At 70.4% G+C, this 20,390-nt stretch carries 22 protein-coding genes; 14 read left to right on the top strand and 8 right to left on the bottom strand.

What is annotated here, in order from left to right; all coding sequences use genetic code 11:
• Positions 1–6: 6 nt before the first annotated feature.
• Both NFR93_RS03515 and NFR93_RS03510 read right to left on the bottom strand, forming a co-directional pair.
• The gene (locus NFR93_RS03515) at positions 7–1,116 is read right to left on the bottom strand and encodes a DUF4349 domain-containing protein (RefSeq protein WP_251450066.1); all 1,110 of its coding nucleotides are present in this window, start codon (positions 1,114–1,116) and stop codon (positions 7–9) included.
• Positions 1,113–1,667: an RNA polymerase sigma factor gene (locus NFR93_RS03510; protein ID WP_251450064.1), complete on the bottom strand. Its 555-nt coding sequence runs from the start codon at positions 1,665–1,667 to the stop codon at positions 1,113–1,115. The genes NFR93_RS03515 and NFR93_RS03510 overlap by 4 nt, the downstream gene beginning before the upstream one ends.
• Before the next feature lie 154 nt (positions 1,668–1,821).
• Here NFR93_RS03510 and NFR93_RS03505 point away from each other — a divergent pair, with 154 nt between their 5' ends.
• The 7 genes from NFR93_RS03505 (at position 1,822) to NFR93_RS03475 (ending at position 9,538) form a co-directional block, all read left to right on the top strand.
• Positions 1,822–2,955 (top strand): TerC family protein, encoded by a 1,134-nt coding sequence (locus NFR93_RS03505; RefSeq protein WP_251450062.1) that lies wholly within the window; start codon positions 1,822–1,824, stop codon positions 2,953–2,955.
• 173 nt (positions 2,956–3,128) lie between these two features.
• Complete coding sequence (gene leuC, locus NFR93_RS03500; RefSeq protein WP_251450060.1) at positions 3,129–4,589, top strand: 3-isopropylmalate dehydratase large subunit; 1,461 nt, start codon at positions 3,129–3,131, stop codon at positions 4,587–4,589.
• Between the two features lies 1 nt (position 4,590).
• Entirely contained in the window at positions 4,591–5,187 is a 597-nt protein-coding gene (leuD, locus tag NFR93_RS03495; RefSeq protein WP_251450058.1) for a 3-isopropylmalate dehydratase small subunit, read from the top strand.
• A 74-nt stretch (positions 5,188–5,261) separates the two neighbouring features.
• Positions 5,262–6,632 carry a UDP-N-acetylglucosamine 1-carboxyvinyltransferase gene (gene murA, locus NFR93_RS03490; protein ID WP_251450056.1) on the top strand — a complete coding sequence of 457 codons (1,371 nt, stop codon included), beginning with the start codon at positions 5,262–5,264 and terminating at the stop codon, positions 6,630–6,632.
• Between the two features lie 21 nt (positions 6,633–6,653).
• Positions 6,654–7,406 (top strand): lysophospholipid acyltransferase family protein, encoded by a 753-nt coding sequence (locus NFR93_RS03485; RefSeq protein WP_251451466.1) that lies wholly within the window; start codon positions 6,654–6,656, stop codon positions 7,404–7,406.
• Between the two features lie 43 nt (positions 7,407–7,449).
• Complete coding sequence (locus tag NFR93_RS03480) at positions 7,450–8,547, top strand: NAD(P)H-dependent glycerol-3-phosphate dehydrogenase (RefSeq protein ID WP_251450054.1); 1,098 nt, start codon at positions 7,450–7,452, stop codon at positions 8,545–8,547.
• Positions 8,447–9,538 (top strand): D-alanine--D-alanine ligase family protein, encoded by a 1,092-nt coding sequence (locus tag NFR93_RS03475; RefSeq protein WP_251450052.1) that lies wholly within the window; start codon positions 8,447–8,449, stop codon positions 9,536–9,538. The genes NFR93_RS03480 and NFR93_RS03475 overlap by 101 nt, the downstream gene beginning before the upstream one ends.
• Here the strand turns inward: NFR93_RS03475 and NFR93_RS03470 are convergent.
• Positions 9,535–10,014 (bottom strand): DUF3515 family protein, encoded by a 480-nt coding sequence (locus NFR93_RS03470; protein ID WP_251450050.1) that lies wholly within the window; start codon positions 10,012–10,014, stop codon positions 9,535–9,537. The two genes, NFR93_RS03475 and NFR93_RS03470, sit on opposite strands and share 4 nt — an antisense overlap.
• Before the next feature lie 53 nt (positions 10,015–10,067).
• Here NFR93_RS03470 and thiL point away from each other — a divergent pair, with 53 nt between their 5' ends.
• Positions 10,068–11,054, top strand: coding sequence for a thiamine-phosphate kinase (gene thiL / locus NFR93_RS03465; RefSeq protein ID WP_251450048.1), 987 nt, complete (start codon positions 10,068–10,070; stop codon positions 11,052–11,054).
• 3 nt (positions 11,055–11,057) lie between these two features.
• On the opposite strand, the gene rsmD is transcribed toward thiL, so the two are convergent.
• Both rsmD and NFR93_RS03455 read right to left on the bottom strand, forming a co-directional pair.
• A complete protein-coding gene (gene rsmD / locus NFR93_RS03460) occupies positions 11,058–11,618 on the bottom strand; it encodes a 16S rRNA (guanine(966)-N(2))-methyltransferase RsmD (protein ID WP_251450046.1) in 561 nt (186 codons plus the stop codon).
• Positions 11,619–11,622: 4 nt separating this feature from the next.
• A complete protein-coding gene (locus NFR93_RS03455; protein WP_251450044.1) occupies positions 11,623–12,222 on the bottom strand; it encodes a 1-acyl-sn-glycerol-3-phosphate acyltransferase in 600 nt (199 codons plus the stop codon).
• A gap of 74 nt (positions 12,223–12,296) precedes the next feature.
• On the opposite strand from NFR93_RS03455, the gene NFR93_RS03450 reads away from it, so the two are divergent.
• From NFR93_RS03450 to mutM, 6 genes are all read left to right on the top strand, one after another.
• Entirely contained in the window at positions 12,297–14,453 is a 2,157-nt protein-coding gene (locus tag NFR93_RS03450; protein ID WP_251450043.1) for an ATP-dependent DNA helicase RecG, read from the top strand.
• A gap of 40 nt (positions 14,454–14,493) precedes the next feature.
• Positions 14,494–14,991, top strand: coding sequence for a pantetheine-phosphate adenylyltransferase (gene coaD / locus NFR93_RS03445; protein ID WP_251450042.1), 498 nt, complete (start codon positions 14,494–14,496; stop codon positions 14,989–14,991).
• Between the two features lie 105 nt (positions 14,992–15,096).
• On the top strand, positions 15,097–15,597 hold the full coding sequence (locus tag NFR93_RS03440) for a YceD family protein (protein ID WP_251450040.1): 501 nt from the start codon (positions 15,097–15,099) through the stop codon (positions 15,595–15,597).
• 2 nt (positions 15,598–15,599) lie between these two features.
• Entirely contained in the window at positions 15,600–15,809 is a 210-nt protein-coding gene (gene rpmF / locus NFR93_RS03435) for a 50S ribosomal protein L32 (RefSeq protein ID WP_013586329.1), read from the top strand.
• A gap of 19 nt (positions 15,810–15,828) precedes the next feature.
• Positions 15,829–16,548 (top strand): ribonuclease III, encoded by a 720-nt coding sequence (gene rnc, locus NFR93_RS03430; RefSeq protein WP_396653935.1) that lies wholly within the window; start codon positions 15,829–15,831, stop codon positions 16,546–16,548.
• Positions 16,541–17,473 (top strand): bifunctional DNA-formamidopyrimidine glycosylase/DNA-(apurinic or apyrimidinic site) lyase, encoded by a 933-nt coding sequence (gene mutM, locus NFR93_RS03425; RefSeq protein WP_251450038.1) that lies wholly within the window; start codon positions 16,541–16,543, stop codon positions 17,471–17,473. The genes rnc and mutM overlap by 8 nt, the downstream gene beginning before the upstream one ends.
• Here mutM and NFR93_RS03420 read toward each other — a convergent pair.
• The 3 genes from NFR93_RS03420 to NFR93_RS03410 form a co-directional block, all read right to left on the bottom strand.
• Entirely contained in the window at positions 17,470–18,552 is a 1,083-nt protein-coding gene (locus NFR93_RS03420) for a GNAT family N-acetyltransferase (protein ID WP_251450036.1), read from the bottom strand. The two genes, mutM and NFR93_RS03420, sit on opposite strands and share 4 nt — an antisense overlap.
• The gene (locus NFR93_RS03415; protein WP_251450035.1) at positions 18,549–19,628 is read right to left on the bottom strand and encodes a GNAT family N-acetyltransferase; all 1,080 of its coding nucleotides are present in this window, start codon (positions 19,626–19,628) and stop codon (positions 18,549–18,551) included. Before NFR93_RS03415 ends, NFR93_RS03420 begins: the two co-directional genes overlap by 4 nt.
• An 83-nt stretch (positions 19,629–19,711) precedes the next feature.
• Positions 19,712–19,966, bottom strand: coding sequence for a hypothetical protein (locus tag NFR93_RS03410; RefSeq protein WP_251450034.1), 255 nt, complete (start codon positions 19,964–19,966; stop codon positions 19,712–19,714).
• Positions 19,967–20,390: the final 424 nt, after the last annotated feature.

The following is a 20,390-nucleotide window of genomic DNA, read 5'->3' as shown; positions in this document are numbered from 1 at the left end:
GGGCATTCACTCCGCGGCGGCGTCGTCCCCCGTGCGCCGACGACCGCGCACCGCCCGCAGGACCGCCCACACGATGAGCGCCCCCGCACCGACCACGGCGATCCAGGGAATCAGGAAGCCGAGCGCGACGACGATCCCGTTGAGGGTCGCGATAAGACCGTTCCATCCTGCGGCCAGTCCGTCGCCGAAGCCGGCGGGATCGGCCTCGACGATCTCGACGTCCGGGGTGAGCGAGACCGTCAGCGAGGACATCGCCACCTGCCGCTCGACCCACTCCAGCTCCTGCTGGTACGACTCGAGCATGGCCTGGCGCTCCGACAGCGCAGCTTCGGCCGCGATCAGGTCCGAGAGGTCGCCCGCCTCGGACATCAGGTCCATGAGGCGGTCCACCGAGGCCTGCGCCGCGTCGATCCGTGCGCGCAGGTCGATGGCCTGATCGGTGACGTCCTGCCGCGAGATCGTGGACGTCGTGACCTCCCCGAGGCGATCGAGTTCGTCGATCAGTCCGGTGAGGGCTTCCGCGGGCACGCGAACGGTGATCCAGGCTCCTCCCGGCGGGTACGGGTAGGGGTACGACACGCCCTGGTCGTCGGTCATCCCGGGCTCGGCGCCCTCGGGAACCTCCGAGGCGGCCGCATCCACGTTCAAGGACTCGACGTAGCCGTCACGGCTCTCGGCGGCTTCGCCGATCGCGCGGGCGGCATCCCCGACGTCCGCCACGACCAGCGTGGCGGAGGCCGTCGTGATCATCTCCCGTTCGCCGGCGGCGTCGTCGCCGGAGTCCTCCGTGGCCGCTCCGCCGCCGTCGGCGGCATCCACGGCGCCGCCGGAGTCGCCGTCACCGGCGAATCCCGGCGCGATCTCGGGAGCGACCGCGTCGCCTCCCGACGACCCGCCCACGCCGACGACTCCCGACAGGTTCGGGGCGATGACCGCCGCGATGAGGATCACGGCGGCGGCGGCGCCGCCCGCGACCCACCAGCGTCCGCGCCGGCGGCGCCGGACGGACTCGCCCTGCCGCTCGCGTGCGATGTCCGCGAACAGTGCCTCCTCGATCGCGGCCACGCGCTCTTCGGACAGTGCGGGAAGTGCGGTCTGCGGCTCTCGCGTGTTCATGTGCTCTCCTTCACGCTCGTCCGCAGACGTGTGCGGATCCGGGAGAGACGATTGCGCACGACGCCGTGCGCGACGCCGAGGCGGTCGGCGGCGGCCTGGTAGCCGTAGCCCTCCGCCGCGCAGAGGCGGAAGATCTCGCGATCAAGCGGACTCAGCGCGGCCACCTCGTGCAGGATGCGGGCGACGAGGTCGTCGTCGATGACCTGCTGCTCCACATCGACGGTCGCGGGGAGCGACTCGTCGGCCGCGGCGGAGGTATGCTCCCGGTCGCGCTTCTGGCGCCGGGCCCTGTTGGCCGCCTGGAACCGGCAGATCGTCGCCAGCCACGGCAGGAGCGATTCGCCGGCCAGCTCCAGATCGGGCAGCTTCCGCCACGCCACCAGGAAGGTCTCCTGCGTGACGTCCTCGGCGTCCGCCGGCGTGCCGACGAGCCGGTGGGCGATCCAGTAGACCGGCCGCACGTAGGCGCGGTAGAGCTGACGGAAGGCGTGCTCGCTCCCTCCGGCGGCCAGGGCAACCAGCTCGCCGTCATCCCTCGTGTCGTCGGTCATCCCGTCCCCGGCTCGTCACCGCGCACACGGCGGTGTCGTGTGCTCATTGTCTCTCACCTCAAGAGTGTGCGCCCAGCGGCATCCGTCTCACGTCGGTCCGCGGCGGTGCACGCGGTATCCTCGGATCTCTCCCCTCCCCGTTCGAAAGGCTCCCATGGGCTTCGAGATCCCCCTGTGGTTCCAGATCGGCGCGCTCGTCGTGCTGAGCGTCATCCTCATCGCCGATCTGCTGCTGATCCTGAAGCGGCCGCACATCCCCTCGATGAAGGAGGCGACCCTCTGGGTGGTCTTCTACGTCACCTTGGCGCTGGCGTTCTCGGTGGTGATGCTGTGGGTGACGCGCAGTCCCGACGCGATGGGGGAGTTCATCGCGGGATGGCTCACCGAGTACAGCCTCTCGGTCGACAACCTCTTCGTGTTCGTGCTCCTGATGAGCCAGTTCGCCGTGCCGCGTCGCTACCAGCAGGAAGTGCTCATGGTGGGCATCATCATCGCCCTCGTCCTGCGCGGCATCTTCATCCTGCTCGGCGCGACGCTGATCGAGAACTTCAGCTGGATCTTCTACCTCTTCGGCCTGTTCCTCATCTACACCGCGTGGCGCCAGGCCTTCCCCGGCAAACACGAGGACGATGCGCACGCTGAAACGGGCATCGTGCGCTTCCTCCGCCGGTTCATCGACATCAGCGACGAGTACGACGGCTCCAAGCTGCGGACGGTCGTCGCGGGCAAGCGGATGTGGACGCCGATGATCCTCGTCTTCATCGCCATCGGCTTCACCGATCTCGTCTTCGCGATCGACTCCATCCCGGCCATCTTCGGGATCACCCAGAGCCCGTTCATCGTCTTCACGGCGAACCTGTTCGCCCTCATGGGCCTGCGTCAGCTCTACTTCCTGCTCGGCGGCCTGCTCGATCGCCTGAAGTACCTGCACTACGGCATCGCGTTCATCCTCGCCTTCATCGGTGTGAAGCTCTTCTTCCACGCCCTGCACGTCAACGAGCTGCCGTTCATCAACGGCGGGGAGCACGTGGAGTGGGCGCCGGAGATCTCCACGTGGGTCTCGCTCGGGGTCATCATCGCCGCCATGGTCGTCGCCACCGGCGCGAGCCTGCTGTCCTCCCGTCGCGAGGCCACGGCCGTCTCCTCGGGCGGTGCCGCCGCTCCGCGGCCGCAGGATCTGCCCGACGGCTCGGGCCACACCCGCGCCGAGGAGGCCGCGGCCGCGGTCGCCGACGAGAAGGGCACCCCCGCCACCGTCGAACAGCCGCCCGCGCCCGATCAGCGCTGAGCGGACCGCGCGGTCGACGGTGGTAACCTAGCCCGCGTGCGGAACGCTCTCCTCCTTAGCGGCCGCGACGAGTCCTAGTTCCCAGGCCTCACTCGTCGCGGAGTTCGTCGCGGGCCCACCACTTCTGGGCACCCTCCCGTCGAGAGGGTCTCCATCCGAGGAGAACGACTGACATGAGCATCACACCCGACGCGCGAGCGATCCCCGATCACCCTCGCACCCTGGCCGAGAAGGTCTGGGACGACCACCTCGTCGTCAAGGGCGAGGGCGGGCAGCCCGACCTGATCTACATCGATCTGCACCTCGTGCACGAGGTCACCAGCCCCCAGGCCTTCGACGGCCTCCGCGCCGAGGGCCGCCCGGTCCGCCGCCTCGACCTCACCATCGCCACCGAGGACCACAACACCCCGACCCTCGACATCGACAAGCCGATCGCCGATCTGACCAGTCGTACGCAGATCGACACGCTGCGGCGCAACGCCGCGGAGTTCGGTGTGCGGCTGCACTCCCTCGGCGACAAGGAGCAGGGGATCGTCCACGTCGTGGGTCCGCAGCTCGGACTCACGATGCCGGGCATCACCGTCGTCTGCGGCGACTCCCACACCTCGACGCACGGTGCTTTCGGCGCGATGGCGTTCGGAATCGGCACCAGCGAGGTCGAGCATGTGCTGGCCACGCAGACGCTGCCGCTCAAGCCCTTCAAGACGATGGCCATCACCGTCGAGGGCGCGCTCCGTCCCGGCGTCACCGCGAAGGACATCATCCTCGCCGTGATCGCCAAGATCGGCACGAACGGCGGCCAGGGCTACGTCCTGGAGTTCCGCGGCAGCGCCATCCGCGGGCTGTCGATGGAGGGTCGCATGACGATCTGCAACATGTCGATCGAGGCCGGCGCGCGAGCGGGCATGGTGGCTCCGGACGAGACCACCTTCGCCTACCTGAAGGGCCGGCCGCACGCGCCCGAGGGGCAGGACTGGGAGGACGCGGTCGCGTACTGGCGGACCCTCCCGTCCGACGAGGGCGCCGTGTACGACGCCGAGGTGTACCTCGACGCCGACGAGCTCGAGCCCTTCGTGACGTGGGGCACCAACCCCGGGCAGGGCGTGTCGCTCAGCGACTCCGTTCCCGACCCGGCTGCGATCACCGACCCGAATGAGCGGGCAGCGGCCGAACGCGCGCTCGAGTACATGGATCTGCGGGCGGGAACGCCCATGAAGGACATTCCGGTCGACGCGGTCTTCATGGGCTCGTGCACCAACTCCCGCATCGAGGATCTCCGCGCCTTCGCGTCGGTGATCAAGGGACGCAAGAAGGCCGACGGCGTGCGGGTGATGGTCGTTCCCGGATCGGCGCGGGTCCGTCTGGAAGCCGAGGCCGAGGGGCTCGACAAGGTCTTCACGGACTTCGGTGCCGAGTGGCGCTTCGCCGGCTGCTCGATGTGTTTGGGCATGAACCCCGACCAGCTCGCGCCGGGGGAGCGCTGCGCATCGACGTCGAACCGCAACTTCGAGGGGCGGCAGGGCAAAGGCGGACGCACCCACCTGGTGTCTCCGCTGGTGGCGGCCGCCACCGCGGTCCGCGGCACGCTGTCGAGTCCCGCGGATCTGCCGGCGCCGACCGGAGTGGAGGTCTGACATGGAGAAGTTCACCACGCACACCGGTGTCGTCGCACCGCTGAAGCGCTCGGCGGTCGACACCGACCAGATCATCCCCGCCGTCTACCTGAAGCGCGTGACCAAGACGGGCTTCGAAGACGCCCTCTTCGCCAACTGGCGCCAGGACCCCGAGTTCGTCCTGAACCAGCCCGCGTTCGCCGGCGCCAGCATCCTCGTGGCCGGCGCGGACTTCGGCACCGGCTCCAGCCGCGAGCACGCGGTGTGGGCGCTGCGCGACTTCGGCTTCTCCGTCGTGCTCAGCCCGAAGTTCGCCGACATCTTCCGCGGCAACGCCGGTAAGCAGGGACTTGTCACCGGCGTCATCTCCGAGGAGGATCTGGAGCGCATCTGGTCCGCGATCGACGCTGATCCCGGCATCCGGATGACGGTCGACCTGGAAGCCCGAACCGCCCGTGCGGGCGACGTCCAGGTCGGCTTCGAGATCGACGATTACACTAGGTGGCGGCTTCTCGAAGGGCTCGACGACATCGGGCTCACGCTGCGCAACGAAGACGAGATCGCGCAGTTCGAGGCTCGCCGCGAGGCATGGCGGCCCAGGACGCTCCCCGTCCGCTAAGCCAGGTGCCAGACCGCACCACGGTCACCCCGCACCCCCAAGCCACCCTCGATGACACAAGTGAGGTCCACCGGATGAAGTCGCTTCTCAGCGTTGACGACGCCGCCACGGCGGAGGAGAGGGAAGTGTCCGGCGAGACGCTTCGGATCCGAGGAGGGCGACCCCTCACCGGCCGCGTCGAGGTCAAGGGTGCGAAGAATCTCGCGACCAAGGCCATGGTCGCCGCGCTCCTCGGCGAAACCTCCAGCACGCTGCGGGACGTTCCCGACATCAGCGATGTGCAGGTCGTGCGCTCCCTTCTCGAGGTTCACGGCGTCGTCGTCACCGACGGCGACGAGCCCGGCAGCATGGTGTTCGACCCGAGCGGCGCCGTCTCGGCGCACTTCGAGGAGATCGACGCGCACGCCGGTGCATCGCGCATCCCGATCCTCTTCTGCGGGCCGCTGCTGCATCTCCTCGGCGAAGCACTCATCCCCGACCTCGGCGGATGCCGCATCGGCGACCGCCCGATCAACTTCCACATGGACGCGCTCCGCGCGTTCGGTGCGATCGTGGACAAGAGCTACGAGGGCATCCGCATCACGGCTCCGGACGGCCTCACCGGCGCGAAGATCGAGCTGCCGTACCCGAGCGTGGGCGCCACCGAGCAGGTGCTGCTGACCGCCGTGAAGGCGCGCGGGGTGACCGAGCTGCGCAACGCCGCCATCGAGCCCGAGATCATGGACCTGATCGCGGTGCTGCAGAAGATGGGCGCGATCATCTCCTACGAGCCGAACCGCGTCATCCTCATCGAGGGGGTCGACACCCTCCGTGGCTACGACCACCGCTGCATCTTCGACCGGAACGAGGCGGCCTCGTGGGCCTGCGCCGCCCTCGCCACCGACGGCGACATCTTCGTCGGCGGCGCCCGCCAGCAGGAGATGCTCACGTTCCTCAACGTCTTCCGCAAGGCGGGCGGCTGGTTCGACGTTCGCGAGGACGGCATCCAGTTCCGCAGGGACGGCGCGCTCAAGCCCGTGGTCGTCGAGACGGACGTGCACCCCGGCTTCATGACCGACTGGCAGCAGCCGCTCATCGTCGCCCTCACCCAGGCCGAGGGGCGCTCGATCGTCCACGAGACGGTGTACGAGAACCGCCTGGGCTTCACCGAGGCGCTCGTGCAGATGGGTGCCGACATCGTCGTGCACCCCGACGGCATCGCCAGCACCGACCGCAGGGTCCCCCGACGGGCACTGGAGCAGGCGGCCGTGATCAACGGACCCACCCCGCTCCACGGCGCGGACGTCGAGGTGCCCGACCTCCGCGGCGGGTACAGCTACGTCATCGCCGCGCTGGCGGCCGAGGGGGAGTCGATCGTGCGCAACGTCGGCATCATCCGGCGCGGGTACGAGAAGTTCTTCACCAAGCTCGCCGCGCTCGGCGCCGACTTCGACGTCATCGGCTGACGCGTGGGCACCGCGTCCCGCATGCCGCGGGCGTCCCGTGAGAAGAGCCGTCCGAGCTTCTTCTGGCCGGTCGCCGCCGTCGTCGCCCCGCTCATCTCGCTGCTGTTCAAGCTCGAGATCGAAGGGGCGGACAAGCTCCCTCGCGAAGGCGCCTACGTCCTCGCCCCGAACCACTACTCCGAAGCCGACCCCCTCGTGGTGGCGCTGGCCGTATGGAAGGCGGGCCGCGCGCCCCGGTTCATGGCGAAGGAGAGCCTGTTCCGCGTACCGGTCCTCGGGTGGATCCTCCGCGGCACCGGGATGGTGCCGGTGGCACGGTCGTCGTCGGCGTCCTCGGCACGGCAGACTCTCGAGCTCTCACGCGCCCTCGTGGCCGACGGCCGCGGTGTGATCGTCTATCCGGAGGGGTCCCTCACGCGCGAGCCCGACCTGTGGCCCATGCGGGGGAAGACCGGCGCCGTTCGCCTGGCGCTGGCCGGAGGCATCCCGGTGATCCCGATGGCTCACTGGGGTGCGCAGCAGATCCTTCCCCGGTACGGCAAGCTGCGGCTGTGGCCGCTGCGGCGCCCGGTCAAGGTGGTCTTCGGGGATCCCGTGGACCTCGGCCGATTCACAAGCGAGCCGACCCAGAGCGCGCAGCTGGTGGCCGCGACGGATGTCGTCATGGCCGACATCGCCGGGCTGCTGTCGCATCTGCGCGGTACGCCCGCGCCCCCCGCACGGTGGAATCCGTCCGACCACGGACAGAGGGAGACCGGTCGCCTTGAGTCGTAGATCCGAAGCGCAGCGGTCGGAGGCGGCCCGTCCTCGCGTCGCCGTGATCGGAGCGGGCAGCTGGGGGACGACCTTCGGCAAGATCCTCGCCGACGGCGGGGCGAACGTCACGATGTGGGCGCGCCGGCCCGAGCTCGCGCACGAGATCAACGAGGCCAAGCGCAACAGCGGATATCTGCCCGGCATCAATCTGCCGCGCGAGATGTCGGCGAGCCATCACCTCGCGGAGGCGCTCGCGGGTGCCGAGCAGGTCTACCTGTCGGTGCCCAGCCAGGCGCTGCGCGAGAACCTCAAGGCCGTCCGCGCCCTGGTCGCCGACTCCGACGCGCCCATCGTCTCGCTCATGAAAGGCGTCGAGCGCCGCACGGGGCTGCGCATGAGCCAGGTGATAGAGCAGGAGCTGCACTGCGACCCATCACGCATCGCCGTCGCCTCGGGCCCCAATCTCGCCCTAGAGATCGCCCGGGAGCAGCCGACCGCGGCGGTGATCTCCTCGACGAGCCAGGAGACCGCTGACGCCGTCGCACGACGGGCGCGCAACCGCTACTTCCGCTCGTTCGTCAACACCGACGTCATCGGCACCGAGTTCGGCGGCGTGCTGAAGAACCTCATCGCCGTGGCCATCGGCATCGTGGACGGGGTGGGGTACGGCGAGAACACGAAGGCCTCCATCATCACGCGCGGGCTGGTCGAGATGACCGACTTCGCGGTGGCGCAGGGCGCTCACCCCGAGACGCTGCAGGGCCTGGCCGGACTCGGCGATCTGATCGCCACGTGCCAGTCGCCGCTCAGCCGCAACAACACCGCGGGGCGTCTGCTGGGTCAGGGCTACGACTTCCATGACGTCGTGAAGCAGATGCAGCAGACGGCGGAAGGACTCGCGTCGGTCGCGCCCGTCCTGCAGCTGGCCCGCGAGGTCGGTGTGGAGATGCCGATCGTGGAGCAGGTGAAGATGGTGCTGGACGGCACGATGGACCCTCGGGACATCGCACCGCACCTCACGACAGACGACGACACCCCCCAGGGGGAGAGGACGCAGAATGGACAGGCCGGCGGTGGCGGTGCTCTTTGGCGGTCGCTCCAGCGAGCACTCGATCAGTTCCGCAACGGCGGGAGGGGTCCTTCGGGCGATCGACCGTGAGCGCTTCCGGGTGATCCCGATCGGCATCACCCGCGACGGCGCGTACGTCCTCGAAGACGACGATCCCGACAAGTTCGCGCTCGACCCCGAACGTCTTCCCGAGGTCGTCGACAACGGCACTCGCGTGCGCTGGCCGGATTCCGCACGCTCCCGCGAGCTGACCGTCGTGGACGGGACCGGAGAGCGGTCCCTCGGTGAGGTCGACGTGGTGCTCCCCATCCTCCACGGGCGTTTCGGCGAAGACGGCACGATCCAGGGCCTCCTCGAACTCCTCGACATCCCGTACGCCGGTGCCGGGGTCCTGATGTCGGCGATCGGGATGGACAAGCACACCACCAAGAGCATCCTCAAGGCCGCCGGCGTGCCGGTCGTCCCCTGGGTGACCCTGACGCGGGCGGCCCGGGATCGGGACCGTGCGCTCTGGGAGGGCCGCGTGCGCTCCCTCGGCCTCCCGGTGTTCGTCAAGCCCGCGCGCGCCGGCTCCAGCGTCGGCGTCTCGAAGGTCACGGAGTGGTCCGAGCTCGAAGCGGCGCTCGACACGGCCTTCGACGAGGACGGGACCGTCCTCATCGAGGAGTCGATCACGGGTCGAGAGCTCGAGTGCGGCGTGCTGCAAGGGCGTGGCGGGCGGCATCCGCGCGTCAGCGTCGCCGGCGAGATCGTCATCTCGGGCCGGGACTTCTACGACTTCGAGGCCAAGTACCTCGGCGCGCCCGGCATCGATCTCGTGTGCCCCGCGAACCTGCACGACGGCGAGCTGGCCGAGATGCAGCGGATCGCCGCGCGAGCCTTCGAGGCCGTCGGCGGCGAAGGGCTCGCGCGCGTGGACTTCTTCTTCACCGGTACGCAGTTCTACGTCAACGAGGTCAACACCATGCCGGGCTTCACGCCCATCTCGATGTTCCCGACCTGCTGGATCGCATCCGGCATGACCTACCCCGAGCTCATCTCGGACCTCATCGACACCGCACTCGAGCGCGCGGCCGCCTAGGCGTCGGGCTCGAGCCCCTCGGGATCGGTGCAGGCACCGGTCTGCGGCAGGGTGCCCACCGCGATGCTGACGGCGTCGAGCACCTCGTTGGGCGAGACGACCTCGTTGTCGAGGTACACCTCGACGGCGGGGGTCCGGCCGTAGGTCGTCAGCCGGAAGCGGGGGGACTCGGACTCGTCGACGAGCCAGTCCACGCCGCCGATGGTGATGCACCGGTCGGTCGTCGGGCCGGGCGGGGCGATGCCGCACGTCAGCAGGACTGCGGCGGGGTCCCCCCATGCGCCGGTCGCCTGAGCGTCGGTCCAGCGGCGGGGCTGCCCGTCGACGTCGGCGGGGAGGCGGACGGTCACGTCCGCGCACGCGGGGTCGTCGGCGGCATCAGCCGGCTCCATCGCGACGCTGGAGCTGCACGAGGCCAAACCGGCCGTGAGCGCTGCGACGACGACCAGGACGGGCAGGCGAGCAGGGCGGGGCACCGTTCCAGGCTAACCCTCCCGTCGGCACCGTCCGGCCGCACTACCGTGGAGGGATGACCGCGACCGACCCGACCGTCCGCGACCTGTCCGAGGGGGACGTGCTGCGCACGGTCCTGGGGCGGCTCGGACCCTCGTCCGCGCTCGTCGGCCCGGGGGACGATGCGGCCGTCATCGCGGCACCGGACGGCCGCGTGGTGGCCACCACCGACACCCTGGTGCACGGGCCGGACTTCCGCCTGTCGTGGTCGCGTGCGTTCGACCTCGGATGGAAGTCGGCCGCGGTCAACCTCGCCGACGTTGCCGCGATGGGCGCCCGGCCCACCGCCCTCCTGGTCGCTCTCGCCCTTCCCGAGGACACCCGCCTGTCGTGGGTTGCGGAGTTCGCGGACGGGTTGCGCCAGGCCTGCGCCCGACTCTCACCGGGATGCGCCGTCGAGGGTGGAGACCTCACGGTGTCCGACACCCTGACGATCGCGGTGACGGCCCTCGGTTCGCTCGACGGTCGTGAGCCGGTCCTCCGCTCGGGTGCACGACCCGGTGACGTCGTCGCCATCGCGGGTGAGACGGGATCGGCCGCTGCCGGACTCGCCGCGCTCTTCGCGCGATTCACGGATGCCGGGGGTCACCCGGTCCGCTTCGATCCCGCCCGCGCCGGGGCGGACGCCGCTGCGATCGACGCCCAGCTGCGACCGCACCCTCCGATCGCCCGTGGCGCGGAGGCGGCGCAGCGCGGGGCGACGGCGATGATGGACGTGTCGGACGGCCTCGCACTGGATGCCACGCGTCTGGCGGACGCGTCCGGAGTCAGCCTCGCGCTGGCCTCGGAGCACCTGGGTCCGGATCCCGCACGCGCGCTGGCCGGTGGTGAGGACCACGCGCTGCTGGCGACGTTCCCCGCCGACGTCGGGCTTCCCGACGGTTTCCGCCGGATCGGCGTGGTCACCGTGCGCAGTGCCGCGCCGCTCCTGATCGACGGGTCGGCCCTCGACGGGCGGACCGGCTGGGACCCGTACCGGGATTGGGATGCCGAGCGGGGATGACCCCTACGCCGGAGCGAGCCACCACAGCGTCGTGTCGCCATAGCGCTTGTGGCGGACGTGGACGAGGCCTGCCGGGAGCGCGGGTTCGGGGGAGCGCGCGGCGCGCTCGACCACGACGGTCGCGCCGGCATCCACGCGCGGCCTCAGCAGCTCGAGCGTCGCGGTGAGCTCCGCCTCGCCGAGGTCGTAGGGCGGGTCGAGGAAGACCAGGTCGAACGCGGTGCCGGCGAGCCGCAGGAAGGCGTCCGCGGTGGCGCGGTGCACGCGCACGGCCCCGGAGGATCCCGATGCGTCGGCCACCTTGCGCGCGTTGCGCTGGAGGACGGATGCCGCGCGCGGCGCCTTCTCGACGAGGTCGGCCGTCGCCGCACCACGGCTGAGCGCCTCCAGCCCCAGCGCACCCGATCCGGCGTACAGGTCGAGCACGCGTGCGTCCGCGAGCGCATCGGCGGATTCGAGCGCTCCGAACAGGGACTCGCGCACGCGGTCGCTCGTGGGGCGCGTCCCGGTGCCCGGAACCTCCAGGGCGAGCGAACCGGCCGCTCCCGAGATGATGCGCGTCACATGCTCACGATACCGGCGCGCCGGTACCGTGCCCGGTCTCGTCGCGCAGCCGGGGCTCAGTGCGCAGGTGGGGACGCAGCCCCGCCTTGTCGGCGTAGAACGCGCGGACGCGGTCCATGTCCGCAGCGACGTCCCCGGTGAGCTCCAGGGTGATCCCGAGACCGGTGGTCATCGTGGTGCGATCGACGTACCCCAGCGTCACCGGCATGCCGGTGTCGCGCGCGATGCGATAGAACCCGGACTTCCAGAACGAGTCCTCGCCCGTGCCGCGGGTCCCCTCCGGAGTGACGACGAGCCCGAACACCTCGCCGGCGCGGATGCGGCCGACGACGTCGGCGACGACCCGCTGCGGATTTCGGCGATCCACCGGGATGCCGCCGAGCGCGCGCATGATCGGCCCGCGCCAGCTGCGGAACAGACTCTCCTTGCCCAGCCAGCGGACGTCGATCCTCAGTCGCCAGGCGATGGCGAGCATGAGGACGAAGTCCCAGTTCGAGGTGTGAGGGGCGCCGATGAGCACGGTGGGCCTGGTCGGGGCAGGGGTCGTGGCGAGCCGCCAGCGGCTGAGAGCCCAGAAGACGCGGGCGACGAGAGAGCGGATCACGCACCTACGCTATGTCGGATCCGGCCCGTCGCGCGCGTGCGGCGCTGTCGGAGCGGATGCCTAGACTCTTCGTCATGGCGTCCTTCACCCTCGACTCCCGCCTGGACGGCGCGGTCGGCGGCAAGACGGCATCCGCTCTCGAGCGGGCCTTCGGGATGCGGACGGTGGGCGATCTGCTCACCCACTATCCCCGGCGCTATGCGCGTCGCGGGGAGCTCACCCCCATCGCCTCCCTGCCGGTGGGCGAGTCCGTCACGATCGTCGCCGACGTGCGCCGGGTCAACGAGCGCCGCATGCAGAACCGGAAGGGCTCGCTCCTCGAGGTCGTCATCGGCGACGGCAACGGCGAGCTGTCGCTGACCTTCTTCAACCAGTCGTGGCGGATGAAAGAGCTGCGCCCCGGCCGGCGCGGGATCTTCGCCGGCAAGGTGGGGGAGTACCGCGGCGCGATCCAGCTCGCGCACCCCGACTACGAGCTCTTCGACGACGAGCTCGAGGCCCAGGTCAACGCGCATTCGTACGCCACGGTCCCCATCCCCATCTACCCCGCGACCTCGACGGTCGCGAGTTGGCAGGTCGCGAAGATCGTCGGCCTCGTCCTCGACGGCCTCGGCGAGGTGCCTGATCCGCTCCCGGACGCGGTGCGCTCCGCCGACGGGCTGCTGGACGCGAGGACGGCGGTCGAACGTGTCCATCGCCCCGAGACCATCGACCAGATCGAGCCGGCGCGCGAGACCCTGAGGATGCACGAGGCTTTCCTGCTCCAGACCGCTCTCCTGCAGCAGCGGGCCTTCGTCCGCGCCCTGTCCGCGACCCGACGCGTCCCCGGGGCCCTGCTCGAGGGCTTCGACGAGGCGCTTCCCTTCCCTCGTACCCCGGATCAGGTGTCGGTGGGCGATCAGATCGAGCGCGACCTGGAAGGCGATTGGCCGATGAACCGGCTGGTGCAGGGAGAGGTCGGCTCCGGCAAGACGCTCGTGGCGCTGCGGGCCATGCTGCAGGTCGCCGAGAGCGGCGGCCAGTCCGCGCTCATCGCCCCCACCGAGGTGCTGGCCGCCCAGCACGTGCGCTCCATCGCACGCATGCTCGGGCCGCGCCTGGCGCCCGAGATGATGCCCACACTGCTCACCGGACAGCTCCCCGCGGCCGAAAGGCGCAAGGCAGCGCTGCGCGCGGCATCCGGACAGGCGCGCATCGTGGTCGGCACGCACGCGCTGCTGAGCGAGAGCACCACCTTCGCCGATCTGGGGCTGGTGGTCGTCGACGAGCAGCACCGGTTCGGCGTCGACCAGCGCGAGCAGCTGCGCGCGAAGGGCTCGTCGCCGCACGTGCTGGTGCTGACGGCCACGCCGATCCCGCGCACCGTGGCGATGACGGTGTTCGGCGACCTGGATGTGTCGACGATCCGCACGATGCCGGCGGGGCGTGCGGGTATCGAGACCTTCGTGGCCCCGCTGGCCGAGAAGCCGGCATGGTTCGCCCGCGTGTGGGACCGCATCGCCGAAGAGGTCCGGGTCGGTCGGCAGGCGTTCGTGGTGTGCCCGTCCATCGACGCCGAGGCGCAGAGCAGAGACGACACCGCGGACCCCCTGATCGAGGATGCCGCGACGAACCGCACCCGGTGGGGCGTCGTTCAGGTCGGAGAGCTGCTGGAGCGCCATCCCGCGTTCGCCGACATCCGCGTGGAGATCCTCCACGGCAAGATGCCGAGCGACCACAAGGACGCCGTCATGCAGGCGTTCGGCCGGGGCGACATCGACGTGCTCGTGGCGACGACCGTGATCGAGGTGGGGGTCGACGTGCCGAACGCCTCGACGATGGTCATCCTCGAAGCCGATCGTTTCGGCGTGTCGCAGCTGCACCAGCTGCGCGGACGCGTAGGGCGCGGCGGGGTGCCCGGGCTGTGCCTTCTGGTCACCGAGTCCACGGCGGGGTCGCCGGCGCGCGATCGCGTGGACGCCGTCGCCGCCACCCTCGACGGGTTCGCGCTCGCCGAGGTGGATCTCACCCTCCGCGGCGAGGGCGATGTGCTCGGCGACGCGCAGTCCGGCGCACGGTCGTCGCTGCGCCTGCTGCGGGTCGTCACGGACGCCGACGTGATCGCGCGCGCGCGCGAGGCCGCCGCGGCGGTGCTCGCCGAGGACCCCGCCCTCACCCGCCACCCCGAGCTCGCCGCGGCGCTGAGCCGCCGCGTCGGCATGCAGGAGCGCGCGGCCCTCGCGAAGAGCTGACAACGCCGGCTCCCGGTGCCGCTTCGCTAGGCTGGCGATCGTGAACAGCCGGATCGCCGTCGTCCCCGGGTCCTTCGACCCGCCGACCCTCGGCCACCTCGACGTCATCCGCCGTGCCGCCGCGCTCTACGACCAGCTGCACGTGCTGGTCGTGCACAACCCCGACAAGGAGGCCATGCTGCCGATCGCGCAGCGCCTGGCCCTGCTGGAGCAGTCGATCACCGACGAGGGCATCGACGGGGACGTCGTCGTGGCGTCGTGGAGCATGGGACTGCTGGTCGACTACGCCGTCGACGTGGACGCGGGGGTTCTCGTCAAGGGCATCCGTTCGCAGGTCGACGTGGCCTACGAGACGCCGATGGCCATCGTCAACCGCCACCTCGCGCACGTCGAGACCGTCTTCCTCCTCCCCGATCCTGCGCACGCGATGGTCTCCAGTTCGCTGGTGAGGCAGGTGGCCGCGCTCGGCGGCGACGTGTCTCCCTTCGTGCCACCGGCCGTCGCCCGCTTCCTCAGCACCGGCGCGGACGAGGGCTGAGCCCCGACGCCGCGTCCGCCGGTACGATGGTGGATCGTGGTCAGAAAGCATGTGACGGGTCCGTTCGTCCTTCCGGTGAGAGACATCGCGCACCGCTCCGGCGAGATGCGCGAGCACGAGCTCGAGGTGCCCGCCCCCGGGAAGTGGGGCGAGGGGCTCGTCGCCGTCGAGGCGGGCGAGCCCGTCGACCTGGAGGTGCGTCTGGAGTCCGTCCACGAGGGCATCCTGGTCTCCGCGACGATCGACAGCACGTACCGCGGCGTCTGCGGACGCTGCCTCACCGACATCGCCGCGCCCGTCGAAGTCGAGATTCAGGAGCTTTTCGCGTATCCTGGCTCGGAAGCAACTGACTTCGAGGTTCAAGACGACCACGTGGATCTTGAAACCGCGGTCAGGGATGCGATCGTCCTATCGCTTCCGTTTCAGCCGGTGTGCCAGCCGGATTGCCCCGGCCTCGACCCGGCCACGGGTGAGCGGATGGCCACAAGCACCGGTTCGCATGACAGCGAGCCCATCGATCCGCGGTGGGCCGCGCTCCAGGACTACACCCCAGACCACGACGACGAAGCGCCACGCCTCGGCGTCGAGAACACAGAAGAGAGCTAGCCATGGCAGGTAACCCCCCGAAGCGGAAGGTCTCGCGTTCGAACACCCGCTCGCGCCGCGCGCAGTGGAAGGCCGAAGCCCCCGCGCTGGTCAAGACCATCGAGAACGGCAAGGTCGTCTACAGCCGCCCGCACCAGGCGAAGGTCGTCACCGACTCGCAGGGCACGGAGCTGTTCCTCGAGTACAAGGGCCGCAAGGTCGCCGACGTCTGATCCCGTCAGGCAGCGGATCGTGACCGAGGTCACACCCGTGCAGGATGGCGGCGTCACGCCGGTCACCGTGCACACCCTCACGCAGAAGCTCGGAGTCGACATCGACCCCGAGCTTCTGTCGCTGGCGCTCACGCATCGCTCCTGGGCCTACGAGCACGGTGGCGCACCGCACAACGAGCGTCTGGAATTCCTTGGGGACTCCGTGCTGGGTCAGGCGGTGACGGTACAGCTGTACCGCGAGTATCCCGATCTCGACGAGGGGATCCTGGCCAAGCGTCGCGCGGGTGTCGTCTCGACCGTCGCGCTCGCCGAGATCGCCCGCGGCATCGGACTGGGCGAGCACCTGCTGCTCGGCCGCGGCGAGGAGCTCACGCGTGGTCGCGAGAAGGACTCCATCCTCGCCGACACGATGGAGGCCGTCTTCGGCGCCGCCTACCTGTCGGCCGGGGCGGATGCCGCGGCTGCACTCGTCCTCAGACTCGTGCGCCCACTGCTCGAGGATCCCGAGCGCGTGGGCGCCGCCGTCGACCCGAAGACGACCCTGCAGGAACTCGCGGCCCGCAGCGGCTTCCCGCCGCCGGTTTACGCCGTGACGGCGACGGGACCCGATCACGACCGGGTCTTCACGGCCACGGTCGTGGTCGGCGACATCGAGACAGCCGGGACGGGGACGAGCAAGAAGCAGGCCGAGATGGCGGCGGCGCTCCACGCGTGGCGCGACCTCAGCGGCCGTGCCTGAGCTCCCCGAGGTCGAGGTCGTCCGGTTGGGACTCGCACCCGCCGTCACCGGCGCGACCGTGACCGGCGTGAGCGTGCTCGACGACCGCGCACTCACACGGCACCGCGGCGACGCCGTCGACTTCGAGTCGCTGCTCACCGGGCGGACCATCCGCGCCGCCGTGCGGCGCGGGAAGTTCCTGTGGCTGCCGCTCGAACCGGCCGACGGCGGCCCGGCCGCCCGTGACGCGGTGGTCGGTCACCTCGGAATGAGCGGACAGCTGCTGCTGCGCGCCACCGGCGCCGCCCCCGAGCGCCACGAGCGGGTGCGCCTCGACCTCGCGCATCCCGACCACGGTGACCTGTCGGTCGTCTTCGCCGACCAGCGGACGTTCGGCTCGCTCGCCGTCGACGACCTCACCTCCACCTCCGACGGCGCGGCCGGAGGTCATGGCTCGCCCGAAGCGACCGTGCCCGCCCAGGTCGCGCACATCGCGCGCGACCCGCTCGATCCGGCGTTCTCGGATAGCGGACTCCGCGCGACGCTGGCCACGCGCACGACTGCGATCAAACGGGCCCTGCTGGACCAGACACTCCTGAGCGGTGTCGGCAACATCTACGCGGACGAGTCGCTGTGGGCTGCCCGGCTCCACCCCGACACGCCGGCCCGGGAGCTTCCGACGCGCGCGGTGAACCGCCTGCTCGCCGAGATCCGGCACGTGCTCGAGAAAGCCCTGGCCGAAGGCGGCACGAGCTTCGACGCGCAGTACGTCAACGTCAACGGTCAGGCCGGGTACTTCGCACACTCGCTGAACGCCTACGGGCGCACGGGTGAGCCGTGTCCTCGGTGCGGTCGCCCGATCGTCCGCGTGTCGTTCACGAACCGATCGAGCCACTTCTGCCCGCGCTGCCAGCGCCGACCCGCGAGCAGGCGCACCGGCGACTAATCCGACAACACCTTCTTCCAGCCGCCGGTGAAGGACACCGCGACGAAGCCGAGTGCTTCGTTGATCGCCAGCATCGGCCGGTTCTCCTCGGCGTTCATCGTCGACACGCGCGGCGATCGCGGCGCGACCTCTCGCCAGGCGAGGAGGTTCGCCGCCTTGATCCACAGACCCAGGCGGTGGCCGCGATCCTCACGGCGCACCAGGGTGGCCGCCTGTTCGGTCACGCCCGTTCGCGTGGAGTCCACGAACAGCTCGGTGAACGCCACCAGCTCACCGGAGGCGATGTGCTGGGCCGCCATGATGCTTCCGAACCGGCCGCGGTCGAGGATCTCCCTCTCGTGCCGACGCAGCCGGGCGGCGTCCCAGTGCTCCTCATCCCACACGAGACCGGCGCTCGGAGCGTCCGTGGACATGCGTGACATCAGAGCCGCGTAGCCGGCCACGTACTCCTCGGGCGTCGGCACCGTCCAGCACACCAGCCGGTACCCGCCCGCCTCCGCCCGGGCCTCACCTTCCAGCTCTTCCACGCGAGCCCAATCCCCGTGCAGGTCGAACGCGCTCGCCCGGTCCACCTGCTCCAGGGAGTACCCGCGGGTGAGGTACGCTCGGGCGTACTCGTCGCGGGGCAGCGCTCCGTGCCCGGACGCGGCCGTGACCGTATCGCCGTCCGCCGGGCGGTGATCCGTCTCGCCCTGCATGATGCGACGTCCGTGAGCGCGGGCGTGCCCCTCGACGAAGGCGAATCCGGCGTCGACGAGTTCGGGCGAGAAGTCCGCCTCGCGGATCTCGAGTGCGAACTCCGCGACCTCCGACCCCGCCTCCTGCGGCAAGGTGGTCACGAAGCGGGCGATCGGGACCCCTTCCCGCCTCGCGATCCAGCCCGCGTGGGCCACGTCCTCCTGGTTCTGCCAGATGGGCAGGAGTTCTTCCGCGGCGTATGCGAAGTCGTCGTGACCATTGCGCTCGCGCGCGACGAGGTTGCGAACCTCGGCCATGTCGGCGAAAGCCGCCGCGTCGGGAGCGTCCATGGCCGCGGGGACGACGACCCGCTCGATGACCACACCGTCAGGCACGGTCATGTCAGCACCTTCTTCCATGCGCCCTCGTACGCGATCGGGGCGAACCCGATGGCCTCGTTGATGTCGAGCATCGGCCGGTTCTCCTCGGCGTTGTAGGTGATCACGCGAGGCGACAGCGGGGCCACGTCCCGCCACGACAGCAGACCCGCGCACTTCACGAGGGTGCCCAGCTTGTGGCCGCGGTGGTGCTTGAGGACAAGCGTGTCCTCCTGGTGGCTCGCCTCGGTCCGGTCCTTGCCGACGACGAGTTCGTTGAACGCGCAGAGCTCGCCTGTCGCGATGTGCTGCGCCGCGGTCACCTGCAGGGTGCGGCCCGAGTCGGTGTAGACGGCGTCGTGCTCGGCGATGCGCGCGGCATCCCACGTCTCCTCGTCGAACTCCAGACCGGCCGCGGGGGCGTCGGTCACCATGCGCGACTTCATCCAGGCGTACCCGTCGACGTACTCAGGCGGTGTGGGGGCGAACCACTGCACGACGCGGTAGTCGCCCGAGGCGGCCTCGGCCTCGGCGAGGAGGCGCTCGACGGTCCGGAACGGCGCGGTCAGATCGAACGCGCTGTTGCGCTCGACCTGCTCGAGCGCGTATCCGTGACTCAGGAAGAAGCGGGCGGCGTGGTCGCGGGGGATCTCGCCGAACCCGGTCGGCGGGGCCAGCCGGGGCCCGGGCGCCTCGGGGTGCTCCGCCCAGGACTGCAGGACGCTGCGGCCGTTCTCGCGCGCGACCTGCTCCACCAGGTCGTGGGCGGCGGAGCCGATGCCGCGGCCCCACGCGTCGCGCAGGAGCTCGATGAGCCAGAACGCGACCTTGGAGTCGTTCTCGAGGGGAAGGTCGACCCCGATCCGCCCGATGATCGCGCCGTCGTCGACGATGACCCAGGCGAGCCTGCGCTCGTACTCGGTCACCCGGTAGTGGGGCAGGAGCTCGTCCGGGGCGATGCGGTGATCGTCGTGGCCGGAGATCTCACGGTAGATCCGGTTGCGGACGTGCACCATCTCAACGAAATCGGCGGCGTCCGGGGCGTCGATGGTCGCCGGCACGAGGAGCGGCCGGAAATCGACGGAGGTGAGCGTGTTCATGATCGATGGGTCCTCGGGTTGATCGAGCAAGCGGGGGAGAGGGGGTCGCCGTCCATGCAGCCGGAAGGCGACCCCCGTGGCCGTCACGGCCGGGGTGCGAGGAAGGCCTCGCGCAGATACGCGCGTTCGCGCGCTTCGTTGGCGGCCAGTGTCCGCCGGATCTCGGCGTGTCGTCCGCGGTCGTCCGCGAGCCGCGGCGAGCGGGTGCTCCACAGGAGCAGACGCAGACCGATGCGCAGAGCGAGGCGGTCGATCAGCGAGACGCGGATGTCGCGGCCGGGGAGCCGCAGCGTATCGGGGATGCCCGAGGGGCGCTGCGGCGCGAGCAGTGTGTTCATGATGGATCTCTTCCGATGTGAGGTGGTGAGGTGCCCGAGCCGGACAGGCTCGGGCGGAGGTGCCGTGCCGCAGCACGACGCGAACAGGGCGGGGAGAGTCGCCGAGAGCCTCGGGTGCCGAGGCGGCGGCGCGGGATGTCACGCCCGAAGACGGGCGGAGCTCTCCCCAGCGGGGGTCAGGAGGCGGTGTGGCCGCGACCGTCGGGGAAGACGTCGAAGGAGTCGGTCCCCAGTGCGAACACACGGGCAACGGGAGCGAACGCTCCGGTGGGGTTCATCAGCACCATCGGGGACCTCCTTTCTCGACTTCAGACGCGGTGAGGACATTAGCGCGAGGGTGCGACGTACGTCAAGGACTTTCTCAGATTGCCTGATCTCCCGGGCGTGTCGGCGCGTCGGTCGCTGCGCGGCCCGGCATCCGGGC

The sequence above is a fragment of the Microbacterium sp. Marseille-Q6648 genome, assembly GCF_943181415.1.
Taxonomy (GTDB): domain Bacteria; phylum Actinomycetota; class Actinomycetes; order Actinomycetales; family Microbacteriaceae; genus Microbacterium.
This window is presented reverse-complemented; position numbering and strand designations above follow the sequence as displayed.